We start from the raw sequence: 21463 nt of genomic DNA on the forward strand, positions 1-21463 counted from the left end.
ACATGAGCCTTGCGCAAACGCTCGATGCGGACGAGGTCAAGGGGCAGGTCGCCTCGGTTCCCTATAGCTGGCCCTATAACGGTGATCTCAGGCCGGAGAACACGGCGCTGATCATCATAGACATGCAGACCGATTTCTGCGGCAAGGGCGGCTATGTAGACAGCATGGGCTACGATATCGGCCTGACACGCGCGCCGATCGTGCCGATCGGCAAGGTGCTCGCGGCCATGCGTGCCAGAGGCTATCACATCATTCACACCCGCGAGGGGCACCGCCCGGATCTCGCCGATCTGCCGGCCAACAAGCGCTGGCGGTCCCAACAGATCGGAGCGGGGATAGGTGACCCGGGTCCCTGCGGCAAGATCCTGGTTCGCGGCGAGCCAGGCTGGGAGATCATTCCCGAACTTGCGCCGGCCGACGGCGAACCGGTTATCGACAAACCGGGCAAGGGCTCCTTCTGCGCCACGGACCTGGAACTGCTGCTCAGAACCCGAGGCATCGACAACCTGATCCTGACCGGAATCACCACCGATGTTTGCGTGCACACCACCATGCGCGAGGCCAATGACCGCGGCTTTGAATGTCTGATTGTGTCGGATTGCTGCGCGGCGACCGATCCAGGCAATCACGAGGCGGCGCTGAAGATGGTGACCATGCAGGGCGGGGTTTTCGGTGCGGTCGCCGACAGCGACGCGCTGCTGGCCGGACTGGAACTTGCCGTCGGAGGAGCGCCGAAATGAGTGTTGCACAGTTCGCGGCCCCGGAGTTCCGAGCCATTGGCGTTGAAACCCTCGGCATGACCAAGGTGTTTGCGAGCCTGACCGCACTCGACGACGTGTCGATCCGGGTCACACCCGGGTCCTTTCACGCGCTTTTGGGCGAGAACGGTGCCGGGAAATCCACGCTCGTCAAATGCATGATGGGCTTCTACCAGCCGACAAGCGGCACGATGCTGGTCGACGACAGCGAAGTCGAGATCCCCAATCCACGCGCAGCACATGCGCTCGGGATCGGCATGGTCTATCAGCATTTCACGCTTGTGCCGTCCCTGACCGCGGCGGAAAACCTTGTCATCGCCCGCGCCGACACCCCGGCGGTGATCGACTGGAAGAGTGAACGCAGGGCGCTCAATGCTTTTCTCGAGACAACACCCTTCAAGGTCCCGCTGGATGTACAGGTCTCGAGCCTTTCCGCGGGTGAAAAGCAGAAGCTGGAGATTCTGAAGCAGCTCTACCTCGATCAGCGCTTCCTGATCCTCGACGAGCCGACATCGGTGCTGACGCCGGACGAGGCGGACGAGGTGCTCGGGCTCCTGCGCGGCATGACCGAAGCGGGCGAGCTCACCATTCTTATGATCACCCACAAGTTTCGGGAAGTGACGGCCTATGCCGATGATGTCACGGTGCTGCGGCGCGGGCGTGTCGTCGACAGTGGCCGGGTTCAGGATCTCTCCGTCGAGGAAATGAGCCGCATGATGATCGGCGAAACGGAGATCCGCGAAAGCGCGGCCCGGGTAGACCAGCCGGAGAAGGCCCTGAAGCTGGAGCTTGCCGGTCTGTTCGCGGATGACGATTCTGAGCTGCCTGCCATTGAGGCGATCAGCCTGAAGATCCACGCGGGTGAGATCCTCGGCATCGCAGGTGTTTCCGGCAATGGCCAGTCCGAGTTGATCGAGGTCCTGTCCGGGCAGCGGCAGCCAACGGACGGACGGATTTTCGTCGACAAGCAGCCCTATGAACCGGAGCGGGACCAAATGGACCGGTTCAAGGTGTTCGGCTTTTCCGAGGAACCCTTGAAAAACGTGGCCGTGCCAAACATGAGCGTTGCGGAAAACATGGCCTTCCGAACCTTCGACAAGGCACCGATCTCGCCTTTCAAGGGCTGGCTTTCGCCGCCGCCGATGCGCAAGCGGGCACGAGAGCTGATTGCCGCCTACCGGGTCAAGACCCCCTCGACCGAAGAGCCGATCGAGAACCTCTCCGGCGGCAACGTGCAGCGGGCGATCCTGGCGCGGGAATTGTCTCACGAGGTCGATATCCTCATCGTCGCCAACCCGTGTTTCGGGCTCGATTTTGCCTCGGTCGCGGAAATCCGGGCGCAGATCATGGACCAGCGCAACAAGGGTGCCGCCATCCTTCTAGTGTCCGAGGATCTCGACGAGATTCTGGAGCTTGCAGACACGGTCGCGGTCATGTCGGAAGGCAGGGTCACCTACCAGTCGCCTATGACGGAAACGGACAGGGCAACGATCGGCCATGCAATGGCGGGGCATCACTGATGATCACGGTCGATGCTTCGCCTTTCGAGTTCACGTTTGACCCCGCCGCAACGGCCCTGGTCGTCATCGACATGCAGCGGGATTTCATAGAGCCGGGCGGCTTCGGCGAGACGCTCGGCAACGACATCTCCCACATGCAACGGGCCATCGCCCCAACGGCAATGCTGCTTCGCTTGTTCAGGGAGGAGGGCTGGCCTGTCATCCATACGCGGGAGACGCATGCGCAGGACCTGAGCAACTGTCCGCCCGCCAAACGGGACCGTGGCAGCCCGGCGCTTCGGATTGGCGACATCGGGCCTATGGGGCGGATCCTGATCCAGGGCGAGCCGGGTGCCGAGATCATCGCCGAGTGCGCGCCGGTCGCCGGGGAAACCGTCATCGACAAACCTGGCAAGGGCGCGTTCTACGCAACGGAGCTGGGCATCATCCTGGAAGGGCTTGGTGCGAGAAGCCTGGTCTTTGCCGGCGTCACCACGGAAGTCTGCGTCCAGACAACCATGCGCGAGGCCAATGACCGCGGCTTCGAATGTCTCCTGATCGAGGAGGCGACGGAAAGCTATTTCCCTGCGTTCAAGGCGGCGACACTCGACATGATCCGCGCGCAGGGCGGCATTGTCGGCTGGACCGCGCCGCTGGCTTCGTTCGAAAAAGCAATACAGCAATAACGGGAGTGTCCATGAGCGCTGAATTCGATGCCAATTCGCATGTCGCCCACATGGAAAAAATCATGGGGCTGGCCATTGAGGACGACTGGCGTCCCGTCGTGGAAGCCCATATCGCCGCCACGCAGAAAGCCGCAGAACTTGTGCTGTCCTTCCCACTCGGGGAAGACATCGAAGCTGCTCCGGTGTTCGAGGCATGAGCGCTGTACCGGAAAGCGCGGCCGCGATTGCCTCCGCCGTCGGATCTGGCGAGCTGAGGGCAGTCGACGTCGTCCGGTCGTCGCTGTCGCGGATCGAGACGCTCAACCCGGTTTTCAATGCGTTCACCGATGTGACCGCGGATCGGGCCATGGCCGAGGCCGAGAGCGTTGATGCTGCGATTGCCGTCGGTGCGGATCTGCCTCTGGCCGGGGTGCCTTTCGCGGTCAAGAACCTGTTCGACATCAAGGGTTTGGTGACCCGGGCCGGGTCGAAGATCAACCTGGAAAACCTGCCGGCCACGACCGATGCGACCCTGACAACCAAGCTGTGCCGGGCCGGCGGTATCCTGATGGGCGGCTTGCACATGGGCGAATACGCCTATGACTTTACCGGCGAAAACGCACATGACGGGAATTGCCTCAATCCGCACGATCCCGGCCGCATGAGCGGTGGCTCCTCTTCCGGAGCCGGTTCGGCGGTGGCCAGCGGCATGGTTCCCGTTACCCTCGGTTCGGACACCAACGGCTCCATCCGCGTGCCCTCTTCTTTCTGCGGCCTGTTCGGGCTGAAACCTACCTATGGCCGTCTGTCGCGCCACGGAACCTTTCCGTTTGTCGGCAGTCTCGATCATCTCGGCCCTCTGGCCCGCTCGGCGCAGGATCTTGCGCTGGTGTTCGATGCGCTGCAGGGACGCGACATCAGCGATCCGGCCCAACCGGATCGGCCGGTCCTGTCAACGGGCGGGGAGCTGGTAAAGGGCACGGATGGCCTGCGGATCGCCGTCGCCGGAGGCTATTTCAGGCAGAAAGCCGAACCGGAAGCTCTTGCTGCCGTGGACGCGGTTGCCAACGCGCTTGGCGTCTCGGCTGAAATCGACATTCCCGAAGCTGCGAGGGCGCGCGCGTCCGCCTATGTGATCACTGTGGCGGAAGGTGCCGCCCTTCATCTCGAGCGGATCACCAACAGGCCGCAGGACTTCGATCCGGACACGCGCGACAGGTTCCTGTCCGGCACCATGGTCCCTGCCCTCTGGGTGCAACAGGCACAGCGCTTCCGAAGCTGGTTCCGGGCGATGATGCGCGGCATCTTCGAGCATGTCGATGCCTTACTGGCACCAGCAACGCCGTTCTCGGCGCTTCCCTCCGGAACGAAAACCATCACGCTCGACGGGGAGACTATGCCCGCGCGGCCGAATATCGGCCTCTTCACCCAACCGATCTCCTTTATCGGCCTGCCTGTCGTCGCGGTGCCGGTCTGGCTTGAAGAGGCTTCGCTTCCGATCGGCGTCCAGGTGATCGCACCGGCGTGGCGGGAGGATATCGCGCTCAGGATTGCGTCGCGCCTCGAACGGGACGGCACCTGCAAAGCGCCAGTCGCGGCCCCGCGGGCCGAACTTGTGAGCCAGGAGACATGATCATGGACAACGCGCGCTGGGCGGGCCGGAATCAGGACAAGGACAAAATCCGGCAGGCGGTCTGGGCCGGTCTCGAAGACAGCGGGACCAGCATTGGGCCCGCTTTCAGCTGCATCCCGAATTTCGCCGGCGCGGACCTGGCGGCTCGCAACCTTGCCAGGCTGCCGGAATGGCAGGCGGCCAGGGTCGTCAAGTGCAATCCCGATCCGCCGCAGATTCCGGTCCGGCTGCGCGCGCTCTACGAGGGCAAGATCGTCTATGCGCCCGTTCCGGAACTCCTGAAGCCTTTTCCCTTCGTCCGGCTGGACCCCGAAACACTTGCGCGCAAAGGCATCCAGTTCGAACTGGCGGCGACCTCGCAAGGCTTCGTCGAACATGGCGACCCGGTCGAGTTCGAGGATATGGAGCTTCTGGATTTTGTTGTCGTCGGTTGCGTTGCGGTCAGCCGTCAGGGCGCGCGCACGGGAAAGGGCGGCGGATTTGCCGACCTGGAACTCGGCATCTTCCGTGAACTCTCGAAGCTGAAACCGGACGCGCCGATCACGACGACGGTGCATTCTTCACAGGTCGTCGACAACGACCGGCTGGTGATGATGGGTCATGACAGCCCGCTGCATGCCATCGCGACGGAAGCGGAACTTATCGAGACCGGGACGGCCTTCGCACAGCCGCGCGGTGTCGCCTGGGATAAAGTGCAGCCGGACCAGTACCGGGACATCCCGTTCCTAAATAAACTGCGTGCACGCATGGAAACTGCAGGGAGCCAGGACTGATGGAGATCAACATCGCAGCCGTTAAGGCAGAGGTCGAGGCGGTTTTCGAGGAATATGAGACGGCGCTGGTGAGCAATGATGTCGATACGCTGGACCGGCTGTTCCTGAACGCGCCGACCACGATCCGCTATGGCGGTGGGGAAAATCTCTACGGCTACGCTGAAATCGCCGCGTTCCGGTCGGCAAGGGCCGGTGGCAATCTTGATCGGACATTGGCCAAGACCGTCATTACCACCTACGGAGCCGATTTTGCGACAGCTGCAACGCTCTTCTACCGCGACCCGTCTCCGGGCAAGGTCGGCCGCCAGATGCAGACCTGGGTCAGGACGGATGCAGGATGGCAGGTCGTGGCGGCTCATGTCAGCGTGATCGACGAATACGCCTGAGCCGGAAGGTCGATGCCCTGCAAAGCCAGCTGAAACTTTCAAAACGCGCCGAAGAACCATAAGCGCAATTCTCCAGAAGGGGAAAGCACTACGACCATATCAAACAGGAACCAAACCTGCGGGCATTCTTCGTGAAACAAACACGGCCCAAAAAGAAAGGTTGGATGGCAATGTTAGCCTTGTTGCCTTGCTCTCAGGAATTGAAATGACGCAGTGCAGCAAATTGATTGCATAAAAAATAGTCCTGCGCATAATGGCGGCATGAATGGTGGTTTGTCCATACTGGTCATAGATGACAACAAGATCCGAGCGTCGATCATCGAAGAAGGCTTGCAGGACGCGGGACATGACAAAGTCATTGTCGTTCATCAGATGGACGGTCTCGTTCGGCAAATTGCCGACATCAATCCCGATGTAATTGTTATCGATCTGGAAAATCCAAATCGCGATCAGCTCGAACACATGTTTCAGGTGTCACGGGCGGTTCACAGACCGATTGCCATGTTCGTGGACAGTGCCGACAGTCAGTCGATTGAAGCTGCAGTCGATGCCGGTGTCTCGGCGTATGTTGTTGACGGGCTCCGACGGGAACGGGTCAAGCCCATACTGGATATGGCGATCAGCCGCTTCCGCGCTTTTTCAAAACTTGCGAGTGACCTTGAAGAAGCGCGAACAGAACTTGCCGATCGGAAAACTGTCGACCGGGCCAAAGGTATCTTGATGAAATCGAAAGGGCTGTCAGAGCAGGAGGCCTACGATCTTCTGCGCAGAACAGCCATGAACCAAAGCCGCAAGATTATAGATGTCGCGCAAAGTCTGGTTATCGCCAGCGGTTTGCTGGGAGACTAGATCATGACAGTCAGATTGAACGGTCGGGGAGGAGCGGCCTACCAGGGGAGCGAAGAGTAATGGACCCTAAGTTAAGACCCGTCATAGCTGGTTTCATTCCGTTGCTTGATTGCGCTGTTCCGGTAATTGCCGCTGAGAAGGGATTTGCCGAGGAAGAGGGGGTTGCTCTTAAACTGGTCCGCGAAACTTCCTGGGCAAACATTCGAGATCGCATCTCGGTCGGTCATTTCGATGTTGCTCACATGCTTGCCCCGATGCCGATCGCTGCGACGCTCAATCTCACGAGTTTGGCGGTCCCCATGAAAGCTCCAATGCTTCTGGGCCTCGGAGGTAACGCCATCACGGTGTCGATGGACCTGTGGCAGCAAATGACCGACTCTGGAGCTGATTTGAAAGGGGATCCGGTTACAACTGGCAAAGCATTGGCATCCATAATCTTTTCGCGGCACTCCGACGGAAATCCGCCTTTGCGGTTTGGTGTCGTGCATCCCTTTTCCGGGCATGCTTACGAACTTCGATATTGGCTGGCGGCAGCAGGCGTCGATCCGGACACTCATGTTGAGATTTCAGTCCTTGCGCCTCAGGTCATGGCAGATGCGTTGCAAGCAAAGCAGATTGACGGATACTGCGTTGGCGAACCATGGAATACGGCGGCGGTTTCGGCGGGAACCGGTCGGATTGTCACATACAAACAAGCGATCTGGCCGGATAGTCCTGAAAAAGTACTGGGTGTGACGCATACTTGGGCGGAACGTAATCCCGAAACACTTGCTGCCTTGCTACGCGCATTTTCAGCGGCGGCCGAATGGTGCGCATCTCCGGAAAACGCCGAGCAACTGGCTGGCATACTCTCCCGTCCGGATCTTCTTTCTTGTCCAAGGGAAATTTGCATGCCTGCAATCACCGGACAGATGCGTTTCGATATTGGCGAGCCGGAGTTATCCCAACCTGATTTTTTGAGTTTTTCCGGAGGCTCCAAAGCGGCGCCAATGCCCGCCCATGGCCGATGGTTTTTTGAACAAATGGTGCGTTGGGGACAGGCGTCTGCATCTGAAGAGGCCTTCAGTCAGGCGGAAGCAGTTTTTTCTCCGCAGATCTACCGGTCTGCGCTCGGGCTTGAGGAAAGTTGGCTGGAGCCCGCGATCAAACTCTTTGATGCCTAGCGCCAACGAGATGCTCTGTTCAGTCGTTACACCATCCCTTTGAAAGAGATTGGAGACTGCCGAAGCGTTCCCTTGCACCATGATGTGTGAGCGGATCGGGTGCAGATGATATGAAGTGCGACCCTTGTTACCAGGGTATCGGATCAGACTTGCGAATGAGCCGGTAAACAAACACTGGATTTCGCTGCGTTGCACAAAAAAAGATCATTTGCCTGCAGCATTAGCTGACTAAACGAGCAGGTTAGGGAAATGCATCGAGACCATATTTTCAATTAAGTGTCTGTTTTTAAGCAATAAAGAAAGTTTTCCACGAACTGGCACACTTCATGCTTTTAATGTCGCGTGGCCGACGTTGGCCCAACCGATATCGCGTCCATCGAAGGGCGCACAGGCAAAGCCGCCGCTCTGATCTGCATGTTTCCTCCTCCCATACATGCAGGGTCAGTCGGCGGCTTTTCTTTTGTTTGGCCCCAATGCCAAGGCAGCGGGGCAAAAGAGGGAACAGGACGTGACAATGGCAAAAACCTTCCAGATGACTCGCCGGGTTGCTCTTGGCGCACTCATGGCTGCAACCGCCTTGGTGCCGTCTTCCGGCGCATTTGCAGAAATGCTTGATGTCGAAAAAGATGAATTGACCTTCGGTTTCATCAAACTGACAGATATGGCACCGCTCGCGGTCGCCTATGAACTTGGCTATTTCGAAGAAGAAGGGCTCTTTGTAACCCTGGAGCCTCAGGCGAACTGGAAAGTTCTGCTGGATCGGGTCATCACAGGTGAACTTGATGGCGCACATATGCTGGCCGGTCAGCCGCTTGCGGCCACGATTGGTTTCGGCACCAATGCGCATATCGTTACACCGTTCTCCATGGATCTCAACGGCAACGGCATCACCGTTTCCAATGAGATTTGGGAAATGATGAAGCCGAACATTCCGAAGATGGATGATGGGCGCCCGCAGCATCCGATTTCAGCAAAAGCGCTGAAGCCCGTGGTCGACAAGTTCATTGACGAGGGCAAGCCGTTCAACATGGGGATGGTTTTCCCGGTTTCCACGCACAATTACGAACTGCGTTACTGGCTTGCGTCGGGTGACATTCATCCAGGTTTTTATTCGGAGTCAGATATTTCCGGTCAGATCCAGGCAGAAGCCATGCTGTCTGTTACGCCGCCGCCCCAAATGCCGGCAACCCTGGAAGCCGGTACCATCTATGGCTATTGCGTGGGAGAGCCATGGAACCAGCAAGCCGTCTTCAAAGGGATCGGCGTCCCGGTCATCACCGACTTCGAGATCTGGAAAAACAATCCTGAAAAAGTCTTCGGTCTCACCAAGGCGTTTACCGAAGAAAACCCGAACACGACGCTTGCAATCACGAAAGCTCTGATTCGCGCGGCCAAATGGCTCGATGAAAACGACAACGCCAATCGCATGGAGGCCGTCGAGATCCTGGCGAGGTCCGAATATGTCGGTGCCGATGCGGAGGTCATTGCGAACTCCATGACTGGCACTTTCGAATACGAAAAAGGTGACAAGCGCGACGTTCCGGACTTCAATGTCTTCTACCGCTACTTCGCGACCTATCCCTACTATTCTGATGCCGTCTGGTACCTTACCCAGATGCGCCGTTGGGGGCAGATCGGCGAGCACAAGCCCGACAGTTGGTATGATGAAGTTGCCAAGTCGGTTTATCAGCCGGAAATCTACCTGGCGGCAGCACGATTGCTGGTCGAGGAAGGCCATGTCGCCGAAGAAGACTTCCCTTGGGACACGGACGGATACCGCGCTCCGACCCCGGCTGAAGACATCATCGATGGCATCCCCTACGACGGCAAGCAACCCAATGCCTATCTCGACAGCCTCCCAATCGGCCTGAAAGGCAAGCAGGTCGTCGATGGCAACGAGGTTGTGGGCGGCTAAGCCACAGAGAAACTGGAGTGGCGGATATGCAGCCTTCGCCGCTCCTCTTTTCCGAGTTCAAACGAAACAAAAGAAATCCGACCAAGGACACTCATCATGGCCAATGCCGATATTGCAGGCAGCCAGGACCTTGAGCGCATCGCGCGCAAGGAACGGCTTTTCACCCGAATTAACAAAGCTGCCGGTTGGCTGGATGCACTTGGCCTGTCCTGGTCTGTGCCGCTCTTGAAAATCGCTGCCGGCGACAGTCCAAAAGAGCAACTCGGTGAGCTGAAGCGCGTTCTTTTAATTCCCATTCTCGGGATTGTTGCATTTCTGGCGCTCTGGGGTGTTCTGGCGCCACAGGTTCAAACGTCTCTTGGAGCGGTGCCCGGGCCCGCGCAGGTTTGGGCGCAAACAATCAATCTTTGGGAAGATCATGTCCGCGAACGCGAAAAAGCCGCTGCGTTTTATGAGCGGCAAGACACGCGCAACGCCAAATTTGAAGCCGAAGGTAAGACCGACAAGATTAAGTGGCGTACCTATACAGGCAAGCCGACTTACATCGACCAGATCGGGACATCGCTTAAAACCGTTGGCCTCGGTTTTCTAATCGCCACAATCATCGCGGTGCCGCTTGGCATTGCGTCCGGTCTTTCCAGAACCTTCAACGGTGCGATCAACCCACTCATACAGATCTTCAAACCTGTTTCGCCGCTCGCCTGGCTGCCTATCGTGACCATGATCGTGTCGGCAACCTACGCCAATCCCTATGACTGGTTGTCGAAGTCGCTCCTGATCTCTGCCGTCACTGTTACGCTCTGCTCCATGTGGCCGACGCTGATCAACACCGCGCTCGGCGTCGCATCGGTCGACAAGGACCTGATGAATGTCGGTAGAGTTCTTCAGCTGCCGACATGGAAAACGGTGACCAAGCTGGTCCTGCCGTCTTCACTTCCTTTGATTTTCACTGGTTTGCGCCTGTCTCTCGGCGTGGGCTGGATGGTGTTGATTGCAGCGGAAATGCTGGCCCAGAACCCGGGTCTTGGAAAGTTCGTTTGGGATGAATTCCAGAATGGGTCTTCCCAGTCGCTTGCGAAAATCATGGTCGCTGTACTGACCATCGGGATTATCGGCTTCATGCTCGACCGTCTGATGTTTGCCCTCCAGCGTGCCTTCACTTTCTCGGCCAACAGATAAGGAGTGCAGATATGTCCTTTCTGGAAATAGCCGGCGTCTCCAAATGTTATGGCGAAGCTGCAAGCCGGACTGACGTCCTTGAAGACATCAACCTGAAAGTGGAAGAAGGCGAATTCATTGCCATTGTCGGGTTCTCCGGCACCGGCAAGACAACGCTCATCTCGCTTCTGGCTGGCCTCATGGAACCTGATGCGGGCGGCATTGTGTTCAAAGGCAAGGAGATAGATGGGCCGAGCCCGGACCGGGGTGTCGTGTTTCAGTCCTATTCGTTGATGCCGTGGCTCTCGGTTTCAGGAAATGTCGCGCTCGCGGTCGACAGTGTCTTCAAAAAGAAGAGCGCCAAGGAACGCAAGGAAATCTGCGACAAGTATATCGACATGGTGGGGCTGGGTCATGCCCGTGAGCGAAAGCCTGCTGAGCTTTCCGGCGGTATGCGCCAGCGTGTTGCGGTTGCCCGTGCGCTTGCGATGCAGCCGGAGTTGCTGTTGCTTGATGAGCCGCTATCGGCGCTCGACGCTCTGACCCGGGCGAAGCTTCAGGACGAATTCGCGGCAATTTGCGAAGAGGAGAAGAAGACGATTGTCCTCATCACCAATGATGTGGACGAAGCCATTCTTCTTGCCGACCGTATCATTCCGCTCAAACCGGGCACGCCAGCGACGCTTGGTCCTGAATTCAAGGTGCCGTTCAAGCGGCCACGTGAACGGGGTGAACTGAACCACGACGACGATTTCATCAGATTGCGTGCCGAAGTTACGGAATACCTGATGCAGGTCGGCGCCGAGCGTGGAGCTAATCTGGAACGCGACATCGTCTTGCCCAATATTGTGCCGATCACGCAGCGGGCCAAGAAGGGCGACAAACTGCCCGTCGCCTATGAGCGCGCGGCAGAGAGCTTCAATCAGGACCGTTTTCTCGATTTCTCACAGTTGAAGAAGGTCTATCCGACCTCCAAAGGGCCGCTGACCGTTGTCGACGGTTTTGAACTGAAGATGAAGAAGGGCGAGTTCATCACCCTGATTGGTCACTCCGGCTGCGGCAAGTCAACGGTCCTTTCAATGGTCGCAGGGCTAAACCCGATCACGGAAGGTGCGATCGTCCTCGACGGCACTCATATCACCCAGGCCGGTCCTGACAGGGCCGTTGTATTTCAGGCTCCAAGTCTGATGCCCTGGCTGACGGCTTATGAGAATGTCGAACTGGGTGTCGACAAGGTGTATCCGGATGCATCCAAGGCAGAAAAGCGCGATGTCATCGAATACTACCTGTCGAAAGTTGGCCTGGCAGATGCCATGCAAAAGGCGGCGGTGGATCTTTCCAACGGCATGAAACAACGCGTCGGTATTGCACGTGCATTCGCGTTGTCACCGAAGTTGCTTCTGCTCGACGAGCCTTTTGGAATGCTGGACAGCCTGACGCGTTGGGAGCTTCAGGACGTTCTGATGGATGTCTGGAAGCGCACGCAGGTGACTGCGGTCTGCGTCACTCATGACGTCGACGAAGCCATTCTGCTCGCAGACCGGGTTGTGATGATGTCGAACGGGCCGAATGCCCGGATCGGCAACATCATGGAGGTCGATCTTCCGCGCCCTCGTTCGCGCAAAGAGCTGCTCGCGCATCCGGATTATTACGCCTATCGCGAAGAGCTTCTCGATTTCCTTGAAGCTTATGAGGGCGGCGCAGATCCAAGTGAAGACCAACTGAAATCCATCCAGGAAAAACGCGCAGCCCGCATGGCCAGGCAGAGAGCCGCGATAGAGGCAGCTGAGTGAAGCCGGGGAGGAAGACAATGAGCAAACAGAAACTTGTCATCGTCGGGAACGGCATGGCCCCAGGGCGGATGCTTGAATATCTGCTCGAAAAGGACAAAGAGGCCTACGAGGTCACAATTTTCAACGCCGAGCCGAGGGTCAACTACAACAGGTTGATGTTGTCCCCTGTCCTCTCTGGGGAGAAAACCTATGAAGACATCATCACCCATGGTGATGATTGGTATGCCGAGCATGGCATCACGCTTCACAAGTCGGCGCGTGTGAGCAATATCGACCGGACCTCAAAAACCGTCACGTCGGAAAACGGTGTTACTGCCACGTACGACAAGCTGGTGATTGCGACAGGTTCCAACCCATTCATCATTCCGCTTCCGGGCAAAGACCTCGATGGCGTTCTGACCTACCGGGATCTGGATGATGTGGACAAGATGCTTGCAGCGGCTGAACGCGGTGGGCGCGCAGTGGTGATTGGTGGCGGACTTCTGGGATTGGAAGCGGCCGCCGGTTTGAAAATGCAGGGTATGGAGGTCACCGTTCTTCATCTCATGCCGACCCTTATGGAACGTCAGCTCGACCCGGCCGCAGGGCACCTACTGGAAGAAGAATTCAAGCGGCGTGGCATTGATGTCCGTACCAAAGCCAATAGCCACGAGATTGTCGATGACGGCAATGGCAATGTGAAGGCTATACGTCTGGATGACGGTGCGGAGATCGAAGCGAGTATCATCGTCATGGCTGTTGGCATCCGGCCATCAACCGGACTGGCGAAATCCATCGGGCTAGACGTTAATCGCGGCATACTTGTCACGGATGACATGCGGACCAGCGATACCGACATTTTCGCCCTTGGCGAATGTGTCGAACATCAGGGCGCCTGCTACGGTCTGGTTGCACCCCTTTATGAAATGGCGGAGGTGATTGCCGACAATCTGCTGGAGGGATCGTCGGGTTACGCCGGCTCTGTCACGGCGACCAAGCTCAAGGTAACCGGAGTTGATCTTTATTCCGCTGGCGACTTTGCAGAAGGCGAGGATCGCGAAGAGATCGTACTGCGGGACGCGGCTGCTGGTGTCTACAAACGCCTTGTCCTGAAGGACGACAAGATCATTGGAGCGGTCCTTTATGGGGAGACGTCCGATGGTCCTTGGTTCTTCGATCTTCTCAAGAAGGGAACGGATGTCTCGGAAATGCGCGAGACACTGATTTTTGGCCAGGCCTACCAGGGGAGTGCCCCGCTGGACCCTATGGCGGCCGTTGCAGCCTTGCCGGATGATGCGGAAATCTGCGGCTGCAACGGCGTATGTAAAGGAAAGATCGTTACCACGATCAGGGACAAGGACCTGACCAGCCTGGATGATGTCCGGGCGCATACCAAGGCTTCTGCGTCTTGCGGAACCTGCTCCGGCCTGGTCGAGCAGCTGATGCAAGTGACCCTTGGCGATGCATACAACCCGGCGGCGGTGACACCCATGTGCGGCTGTACCCCTCTGGGCCATGACGAGGTTCGTCGTCTTATCAAGTCGAAGGAACTCAAAACCATTCCGTCAGTCATGCAGGAACTGGAGTGGACGACGTCCGGTGGCTGTGCCAAGTGCCGCCCGGCGCTGAACTATTATCTGGTTTCGGACTGGCCGGATGAATATGCCGATGACTATCAATCCCGGTTCATCAATGAGCGTGTTCACGCCAACATTCAGAAAGACGGCACATATTCGGTTGTTCCGCGGATGTGGGGCGGGATGACATCGTCCAAGGAACTGAGGGCGATAGCCGACGTTGTCGACAAATTCGACATCCCGGCGGTCAAATGTACCGGCGGTCAGCGCATCGACATGCTGGGTATCAAGAAAGAAGACCTGCCGGCGGTCTGGGAAGACCTTGGGAAGGCGGGATTTGTTTCCGGTCAAGCGTATGCAAAGGGCCTGCGTACCGTCAAAACCTGTGTTGGATCCGACTGGTGCCGTTTCGGAACTCAGGATTCTACCGGTCTCGGCATCAAGCTCGAAAAATTCATGTGGGGGTCCTGGACGCCGGCAAAACTGAAACTGGCGGTCTCCGGCTGCCCGCGCAACTGTTCTGAGGCGACTTGCAAGGACATTGGCGTGGTCTGTGTCGACAGCGGATTTGAGATCCACTACGCAGGTGCCGCCGGCCTCGATATCAAGGGGACGGAAGTCCTTGGGCTGGTCAAGACCGAGGAAGAGGTCCTTGAGCATGTTGTCGCGCTCACGCAGATGTACCGGGAGCAGGGCTGGTATCTGGAGCGGATCTACAAATGGGCAAAGCGTGTCGGATATGACGAGATCCGGCAACAGATCATGGAAGATCATGATCGGCGCAAAGCCTATTTCGGGCGCTTCGTCTTCTCGCAGAAATTCGCGCAGGTTGATCCCTGGTCAGAGCGTGTGTCCGGGAAGGACAAACACGAATTCAATCCTATGGCTGTATTCACCAGGGAGGCTGCGGAATGACGGCGGAAACCAGAAACTGGGTCGCTATCGGAGCGTTGTCCGACATACCTCGCGAGGGCGCACGGGTTGTGAAAACATCGGCTGGTTGTATCGCGGTGTTCAGAACCGTCAATGATGAGGTCTATGCGCTTGATGATCGCTGCCCTCACAAGGGCGGGCCGCTCAGCCAGGGCATCGTCCACGGGACGTCGGTGACCTGCCCCTTGCACAACTGGGTTTTTGATCTCGCAACGGGCCTCGCACAAGGCGCTGACAATGGCAAGGTTCCCGTCACGACCGCAAAGATCGAGAACGGAACGATTTTGCTCGCAGCCGACGATCTGGCCCGCCGAACGGCTGCCTGAACAAACACATCAAAACAAAAATCGAGGAAAGCCCAAGGAGCTTCGCCGTATGGCCGGTCAAGAAACAGTAAAAACGGTCAAGACAACCTGCCCCTATTGCGGGGTGGGTTGTGGCGTGCTTGCACAGGTCAAGGAGGATGGGTCGGTCGCTATTTCAGGTGATCCGGAACACCCGTCGAATTTCGGGCGACTGTGTTCCAAGGGCTCGGCCCTGGGTGAGACGCTTTCACTGGACGATCGGCTGCTTCATCCGGAAATCGAGGGCACACAAGCAAGTTGGGACGAGGCTCTCGATCTTGTCGCAGGGCGCTTCTCCCAGGCTGTTCGCGAACACGGGCCCGATAGCGTTGCCTTTTATGTATCAGGTCAAATACTGACTGAAGATTATTACGTCGCGAACAAGCTGATGAAGGGGTTCATCGGGTCGGCCAATATCGACACGAATTCGCGTTTGTGCATGGCCTCTTCGGTTGCCGGCCATAGGCGCGCATTTGGCAGTGATACGGTCCCGGGAACCTATGAGGATCTGGAGACCTGTGAGCTGCTGGTGCTGGTCGGGTCCAATCTTGCCTGGTGCCATCCCGTTCTATTTCAGAGAGTCGAAGCTGCGAAGGCGGCCAATCCGCAGATGCGGGTCGTTGTGGTTGACCCGAGAGAAACAGCAACCTGCGCCATTGCGGATCTGCATCTGGCGCTGAAGCCCGACGCTGACGTTGCCCTGTTCAACGGTCTGCTGGCATTCCTTTCGGAAGCGGGGGCGTTGAACCAGGCCTATATCAAGACCCACACGAAGGGATTTAAAGACGCGTTGGCGACGGCTGGCGCTTGTGAAATCAAACAGATTGCAAAGGCGACAGGTCTGGCGCCGCGTGATCTGGCAACTTTTTACACTATGGTTGCGCGCACGGAAAAAACCGTCACCGTTTATAGCCAGGGCGTCAATCAGTCCACCACCGGGACCGACAAGGTCAATGCGATCATCAATACCCACCTGGCAACCGGACGCATCGGTAGAGCAGGCATGGGCCCCTTCTCGGTGACAGGGCAACCCAATGCTATGGGTGGGCGAGAGGTTGGCGGCCTTGCCAATATGCTTGCAGCGCATATGGCGATCGAGAACCCGAGGCATCGCGCCATTGTACAAGAATTCTGGCAAAGTCCGGTCATTGCCGAAAGGCCAGGGCTCAAGGCGGTTGATCTGTTCCGTGCGGTGCGCAGCGGTAAGATCAAGGCTTTGTGGATCATGGCGACAAACCCTGTCGACAGCCTGCCGGATGCCGATGGCGTTGCCGATGCTCTGAAAACGTGTCCGTTCGTTGTTGTTTCCGACGTGACCAGGGCCGCTGATACGGTTGAGTATGCCAATGTGCTGCTGCCAGCAGCTGCCTGGGGCGAAAAAGATGGCACTGTTACCAATTCCGAACGGCGGATTTCAAGGCAGAGAAGCCTGCTCGATCTTCCGGGAGAAGTCAGACCTGATTGGTGGCAATTGAGCGAGGTTGCCTGTCGCATGGGCTTCGAAGAGGCCTTTGACTATTCAGGTCCTGATGCGATCTTTCGCGAACACGCCGCTCTCTCCGGACATGAAAACCAGGGCAGCCGCGATTTTGATATCAGCGCCTTGGCTGGCCTGACACTTTCGGAATTCGATGGCCTGGAACCCCTCCAGTGGCCGCAGTCGAGTAAGAGGCGGTCAGACGGAGATACACGTTTTTTCGCACACGGAAACTTCTTCACCCCAGATAGCAAGGCGACTTTCGTGGCGACGAAAGTCGGAGAGCCGCGCGAGATCGGACGCAAATATCCTTTTGTTCTCAACACAGGCCGTATCCGCGATCAATGGCATACGATGACCCGGACCGGTAAGACTCCGCGCCTCGCCGCACATATTGCAGAGCCTTACCTGGAAATTCATCCATCGGATGCAGAGCAATCCGGCATCAATGCGGCTGACCTCGTTGAGGTGAAAAGCCCGTTTGGCGCGGTCATGGTGCGTGCGCAGGTGACGGAAAAAGTCCTCAAAGGCACAGTGTTTGTGCCGATGCACTGGACGGATCAGGTCGCCTCACAAGCGCGGGTGGACGCCGTTGTCGCACCTGAAACCGACCCTGTCTCCGGTCAACCGGGATCGAAATTCACCCCGGTCGCAATTCGGAAAATACAGTTTTCCTGGTACGGCTTCGCTGTGGTGCGCATCAAGCCACAGAAGCTGGACGTTGATTATTGGGCGGTCGCACCGACCAGAGGCGGCTGGCGGATCGAGATGGCCGGAATTGAGCAGATCGATCTCACAGCTCTTGCCGAAAGCCTTATGGGCGACGCAATAGAGCCGCTCAGTTTCGAAGATCGCAAGTCTGGAAATCTGCGCGTTGCCGGGTGGTGCGGCGATGATTTGGACGGGGCATTTTTCTTTTCAAAAGATCCAGTTTCCGTGTCGCGTCAATGGGCCTGCAGCCTGCTTGAGAACCCTGCCCTTTCCAGGGACCAGCGTTTCAAGGTTCTGGCGGGTCGCTCTCCAGCTGATATGCCCGACAAGGGCGCTATCGTGTGTTCCTGCTTTCAGGTCGGCAACAGCCAGATTGCGGCTGCTGTCAAGGATGGAGCCACCAGTTTAAGCGCCATTGGTGCTTGCCTGGAGGCCGGAACGAATTGCGGGTCTTGCCGTTCTGAGATCCAGGCGATCATTGATGGTTTCAGCAGGGAGATCTCGGAGGATGTCGACATTGCGCAGGCCGGTTGAAGTCGGGTCCAAACGCCAGGTTGTCCGGGTCGAACCCCTAGCAATTGTGCCTTTGTTTTTCTCCCTGGAAGGCAAGCGGGTTGTTCTGGCCGGTGGAACGGATGCCGCAGCCTGGAAGGCTGAACTTCTGGCGGCAGCAGGAGCGGAAGTTCACGTTTTCGCTGAGCAGTTGGAGCAGACTTTCGAGCGGTTGCTCGAGGCCGGAAGTGTCAAAGGGCGTTTTGTTCACCACCAAAAGCGCTGGTCGATGGACAGCTTTGAAGGTGCATGCCTTGCGATCGCCGATGCGGGGTCACAAGGTGAAGCTCAAGCTTTTTACTGCGCTGCAAAGTCAGTCGGTGTACCTGTCAACGTTATCGATAATCCGCCGTTTTGTGAGTTCCAGTTCGGATCGATAGTAAATAGATCGCCCGTCGTTATTGGCGTTTCAACCAATGGGGCTGCGCCCATCTTGGGGCAAGCGATTCGCCGGCGGATTGAAACTCTATTGCCGTCCTCACTGCGCGTTTGGGCTGTGCTGGCGCAACAAGTCCGCGGGCGCGTTATGAAATCGCTGGCGGTGGGGGCTGAACGCCGCCGCTTCTGGGAGCGTTTCGTCGATCTGGCGTTTTCATCCAGATCAGTCCCCGAAACAATGGATCTTGAAGAATTCGAACAACTCCTCGACGAGGCCGGCCATGTAAGGCAAGGGCGCGTGACGCTGGTCGGAGCAGGCCCGGGCGATGCGGAAAACCTGACGTTGAAAGCGATGCGGGCCTTGCAGGCCGCCGATGTCATTTTGTTCGATGATCTAGTTGACGACACTGTGTTGGAGCTCGCCCGCCGAGAGGCGAAACGAATGATGGTCGGAAAGCGGGGTGGCCGGGAGAGCTGCCGGCAAGAGGATATCAACGATCTGATGGTCTCCCTGGCAAGGCAGGGCAAGAATGTGGTTCGGCTGAAATCCGGCGACCCGATGATATTCGGCCGTGCGGGCGAGGAACTTCAGCGCCTTTCTGATGAGGGTATTCCAGCGAGCGTTGTGCCGGGCATTACTTCTGCATCCGCGATGGCTGCCGAACTCGGCATTTCGCTGACCCATCGCGATCACGCGCAATCGGTACGGTTCGTGACGGGGCATGCGCGCAATGGAAAGTTGCCAGAAAACGTCGACTGGAAAGGGCTCACAGACCCTGCGACCACGACGGTGTTTTACATGGCCGGGCGTATGGCAGAGCGGATCAGTGCGCGATTGATTGCCGAGGGCCTGTCATCACAAACGCCCGTGAGAGTGATGACCAATATCTCCCGCCACAACGCGGCTTCATGGTCAGGTTGCCTTTCAAATTTGGCAAAAGGTGTCGACAGTCTGCAGTCAACAGGTCCGGTTCTCATTGCTGTGGGCGATGTCTTTGCGCAAACATGCATTGAACAGCACACATTGCCCGGGCAACAGCGCGCGGCGCAGACTGCAACTGCGTGAGACTACATAAGACCGCTTACGTCAATTGCTGACATCCCGGCTCTTTCGGCGGCAAGTAGCCCCTGTGGACTATCTTCAAAGACCAGACAGGCCTTTGCTGGAATTGCCAGATTTTCGGCAGCCAAAAGAAACAGGTCCGGCGAGGGCTTTGCGTTGGCGACGTCGTCCATTGTGACGACGGACTTGAAAAGCGGCAGTAAACCGGCCGCCTCCAAAGCCGGGATCACAATGGCCTTTGGGCCTCCCGATGCCACAGCGACCGGTTTTCTGTCATGATACTTGCGGGCAATTGATGCGATGGCAGGGATTTCCGCGACCGTGTGCATTTGCCGAAGGACGGCCTTTCGGAGGTCGCGTACTGTCTGGCTGCGATCGAGGGTCACGCCCCTTTCCGCCTCGAACTCATCCATGAGCACATGTTCGGACATGCCGGCGCGCGCGTGATACCAATCTGCATCCATCTTCAGCCCTGCTGCGCCAAAAGCTGACTGCCAGCCAAGCGTATATAGATCCGGCGTCTTCAAGAGCGTCCCGTCGCAATCGAAAATCAATGCTTCTGCGGCATTGATCCGTGCTTCAAGGTCCCGCATTTCAGACACTTTCGATCAGGATTGCCCGGAAATCGTTCACATTGGTCAAAGTTGGGCCTGTGACAATCTGGTCGCCGATCAAATCAAAGAAACTGTGACTGTCGTTGCCCGCCAGCATGGCCGCCGCATTGACCCCATTTTCTGATGCCTTTGACAATGTCTGAGGACTGACGCGTGCCCCGGCAACATCCGCTGCTCCGTCCACACCATCCGTATCGCAGGCAATTGCGTAAATGCCCGGCTGGTTGTTCAAAGCCAATGCGAGCGCGAGCGCATATTCCGCGTTTGGTCCACCGATACCGTCACCTCGGCGCGTGACGGTACATTCTCCACCTGAGAGGAGCAGCCGGGGCTTGTCACCGGGTGATAGCTCTGCCTGTACCTTAAGGGCCAGGCTTGCATGCTCTTGTGCAAGGTCACGCGCTTCGCCCTCAATGGCATCGCCCAAGAGCGTAACCGCAATTCCCTCCGCCTCAGCCAATTCGCTTGCCGCCTTTAGGGACAAGGAAGGTGCGGCGACAATGATGTTTTCAGTCTGTGACAGCTTTGGTGCACCCATCGGCAATACGCCGGTTGGCGCCATCAGCACCTCTTCAATAGATTTTGGAATTTTGATTTCGTTGCTTGCCAAAATCAACTTAGCATCTTCAGAGCTGGTGTTGTCTCCAACAGTCGGACCAGATGCAATAAAGGCGGGGTCGTCGCCTGCGACGTCGGAAACGATCAGCGAGGTCATGTGCGCAGGATAGGCGGCCGCTGCCAACTGTCCGCCTTTGACGCGGCTCACATGCTTCCTCACCGTATTCATCTGATCGATGGGCGCGCCGGAGGACAGAAGATCCTCGTTGAGTTTACGTAGGTCTTCGAGCGAGATTTCACCAGCTGGATTTTCCAGTAATGCGGACGCACCGCCGGAGATAAGAGCGATGACCCTATCACCGTCTTCAAGACCTTCGAGGAGTTCCAAAAGTCTGGCAGTGGCGTCGAGACCTCGCTGGTCCGGGACCGGATGAGACGCTTCTATTATCTCTATTCCGGTGCAGGGCCTCGCGTAGCCATCGCGTGTAATGACAAGCCCGTCAACCGGACCCCACGCCGCTTCAAGCGCTTCCGCCATGCGCGCAGAGGCTTTGCCGGCTCCAATAACCAACAAGCGGCCAGAGGGTTTTTCCGGCAAGTGTTTTGGAACACAGACCATCGGATCGGCCGCCGCGACGGCAACATCGAACAGGCGCTTCAAGAGCGCATCAGGGCTAGTTTTCAT

General features: G+C 57.6%; 18 protein-coding genes. 16 read left to right on the forward strand and 2 right to left on the reverse strand.

Features of this window, described 5'->3' with window-relative positions; translation table 11 throughout:
* The first annotated feature begins 2 nt into the window (after positions 1–2).
* The 16 genes from biuH (at position 3) to cysG (ending at position 19609) form a co-directional block, all read left to right on the forward strand.
* The gene (biuH, locus tag ACZ1HV_RS18460) at positions 3–740 is read left to right on the forward strand and encodes a biuret amidohydrolase (protein ID WP_472715949.1); all 738 of its coding nucleotides are present in this window, start codon (positions 3–5) and stop codon (positions 738–740) included.
* A complete protein-coding gene (locus ACZ1HV_RS18465) occupies positions 737–2278 on the forward strand; it encodes an ABC transporter ATP-binding protein (protein ID WP_472715950.1) in 1542 nt (513 codons plus the stop codon). Before biuH ends, ACZ1HV_RS18465 begins: the two co-directional genes overlap by 4 nt.
* Positions 2278–2943: a cysteine hydrolase family protein gene (locus tag ACZ1HV_RS18470; protein ID WP_472715951.1), complete on the forward strand. Its 666-nt coding sequence runs from the start codon at positions 2278–2280 to the stop codon at positions 2941–2943. The genes ACZ1HV_RS18465 and ACZ1HV_RS18470 overlap by 1 nt, the downstream gene beginning before the upstream one ends.
* A gap of 11 nt (positions 2944–2954) precedes the next feature.
* Positions 2955–3140 (forward strand): DUF4089 domain-containing protein, encoded by a 186-nt coding sequence (locus ACZ1HV_RS18475; RefSeq protein WP_298819607.1) that lies wholly within the window; start codon positions 2955–2957, stop codon positions 3138–3140.
* Positions 3137–4555, forward strand: coding sequence for an AtzE family amidohydrolase (locus ACZ1HV_RS18480; protein WP_472715952.1), 1419 nt, complete (start codon positions 3137–3139; stop codon positions 4553–4555). The genes ACZ1HV_RS18475 and ACZ1HV_RS18480 overlap by 4 nt, the downstream gene beginning before the upstream one ends.
* Positions 4556–4557: 2 nt before the next feature.
* Complete coding sequence (locus tag ACZ1HV_RS18485; RefSeq protein WP_298984446.1) at positions 4558–5328, forward strand: 5-formyltetrahydrofolate cyclo-ligase; 771 nt, start codon at positions 4558–4560, stop codon at positions 5326–5328.
* Positions 5328–5714 carry an oxalurate catabolism protein HpxZ gene (gene hpxZ, locus ACZ1HV_RS18490; RefSeq protein ID WP_472715953.1) on the forward strand — a complete coding sequence of 129 codons (387 nt, stop codon included), beginning with the start codon at positions 5328–5330 and terminating at the stop codon, positions 5712–5714. The genes ACZ1HV_RS18485 and hpxZ overlap by 1 nt, the downstream gene beginning before the upstream one ends.
* 261 nt (positions 5715–5975) lie before the next feature.
* Positions 5976–6563: an ANTAR domain-containing response regulator gene (locus ACZ1HV_RS18495; RefSeq protein WP_298822400.1), complete on the forward strand. Its 588-nt coding sequence runs from the start codon at positions 5976–5978 to the stop codon at positions 6561–6563.
* A 59-nt stretch (positions 6564–6622) separates the two neighbouring features.
* Entirely contained in the window at positions 6623–7726 is a 1104-nt protein-coding gene (locus ACZ1HV_RS18500; RefSeq protein ID WP_472715954.1) for a CmpA/NrtA family ABC transporter substrate-binding protein, read from the forward strand.
* 514 nt (positions 7727–8240) lie between these two features.
* Positions 8241–9641 carry a CmpA/NrtA family ABC transporter substrate-binding protein gene (locus ACZ1HV_RS18505; protein WP_472715955.1) on the forward strand — a complete coding sequence of 467 codons (1401 nt, stop codon included), beginning with the start codon at positions 8241–8243 and terminating at the stop codon, positions 9639–9641.
* A 96-nt stretch (positions 9642–9737) separates the two neighbouring features.
* Complete coding sequence (locus tag ACZ1HV_RS18510; protein ID WP_298822403.1) at positions 9738–10820, forward strand: ABC transporter permease; 1083 nt, start codon at positions 9738–9740, stop codon at positions 10818–10820.
* Positions 10821–10831: 11 nt separating this feature from the next.
* Positions 10832–12592 carry an ABC transporter ATP-binding protein gene (locus tag ACZ1HV_RS18515; RefSeq protein WP_472715956.1) on the forward strand — a complete coding sequence of 587 codons (1761 nt, stop codon included), beginning with the start codon at positions 10832–10834 and terminating at the stop codon, positions 12590–12592.
* 17 nt (positions 12593–12609) lie between these two features.
* Positions 12610–15063, forward strand: a complete 2454-nt coding sequence (nirB, locus tag ACZ1HV_RS18520) for a nitrite reductase large subunit NirB (protein ID WP_472715957.1) — start codon at positions 12610–12612, stop codon at positions 15061–15063.
* Positions 15060–15407 (forward strand): nitrite reductase small subunit NirD, encoded by a 348-nt coding sequence (nirD, locus tag ACZ1HV_RS18525; RefSeq protein ID WP_298822406.1) that lies wholly within the window; start codon positions 15060–15062, stop codon positions 15405–15407. Before nirB ends, nirD begins: the two co-directional genes overlap by 4 nt.
* A 49-nt stretch (positions 15408–15456) precedes the next feature.
* Positions 15457–18147, forward strand: a complete 2691-nt coding sequence (locus ACZ1HV_RS18530; RefSeq protein ID WP_472715958.1) for a nitrate reductase — start codon at positions 15457–15459, stop codon at positions 18145–18147.
* On the forward strand, positions 18122–19609 hold the full coding sequence (gene cysG / locus ACZ1HV_RS18535) for a siroheme synthase CysG (protein ID WP_472715959.1): 1488 nt from the start codon (positions 18122–18124) through the stop codon (positions 19607–19609). The genes ACZ1HV_RS18530 and cysG overlap by 26 nt, the downstream gene beginning before the upstream one ends.
* Before the next feature lie 2 nt (positions 19610–19611).
* Here the strand turns inward: cysG and ACZ1HV_RS18540 are convergent, their stop codons facing one another.
* Both ACZ1HV_RS18540 and ACZ1HV_RS18545 read right to left on the reverse strand, forming a co-directional pair.
* The gene (locus tag ACZ1HV_RS18540; RefSeq protein ID WP_472715960.1) at positions 19612–20199 is read right to left on the reverse strand and encodes an HAD family hydrolase; all 588 of its coding nucleotides are present in this window, start codon (positions 20197–20199) and stop codon (positions 19612–19614) included.
* 1 nt (position 20200) lies between these two features.
* The gene (locus tag ACZ1HV_RS18545) at positions 20201–21463 is read right to left on the reverse strand and encodes a glycerate kinase type-2 family protein (RefSeq protein WP_472715961.1); all 1263 of its coding nucleotides are present in this window, start codon (positions 21461–21463) and stop codon (positions 20201–20203) included.

The sequence above is a fragment of the Roseibium sp. JB4-4 genome, assembly GCF_055693425.1.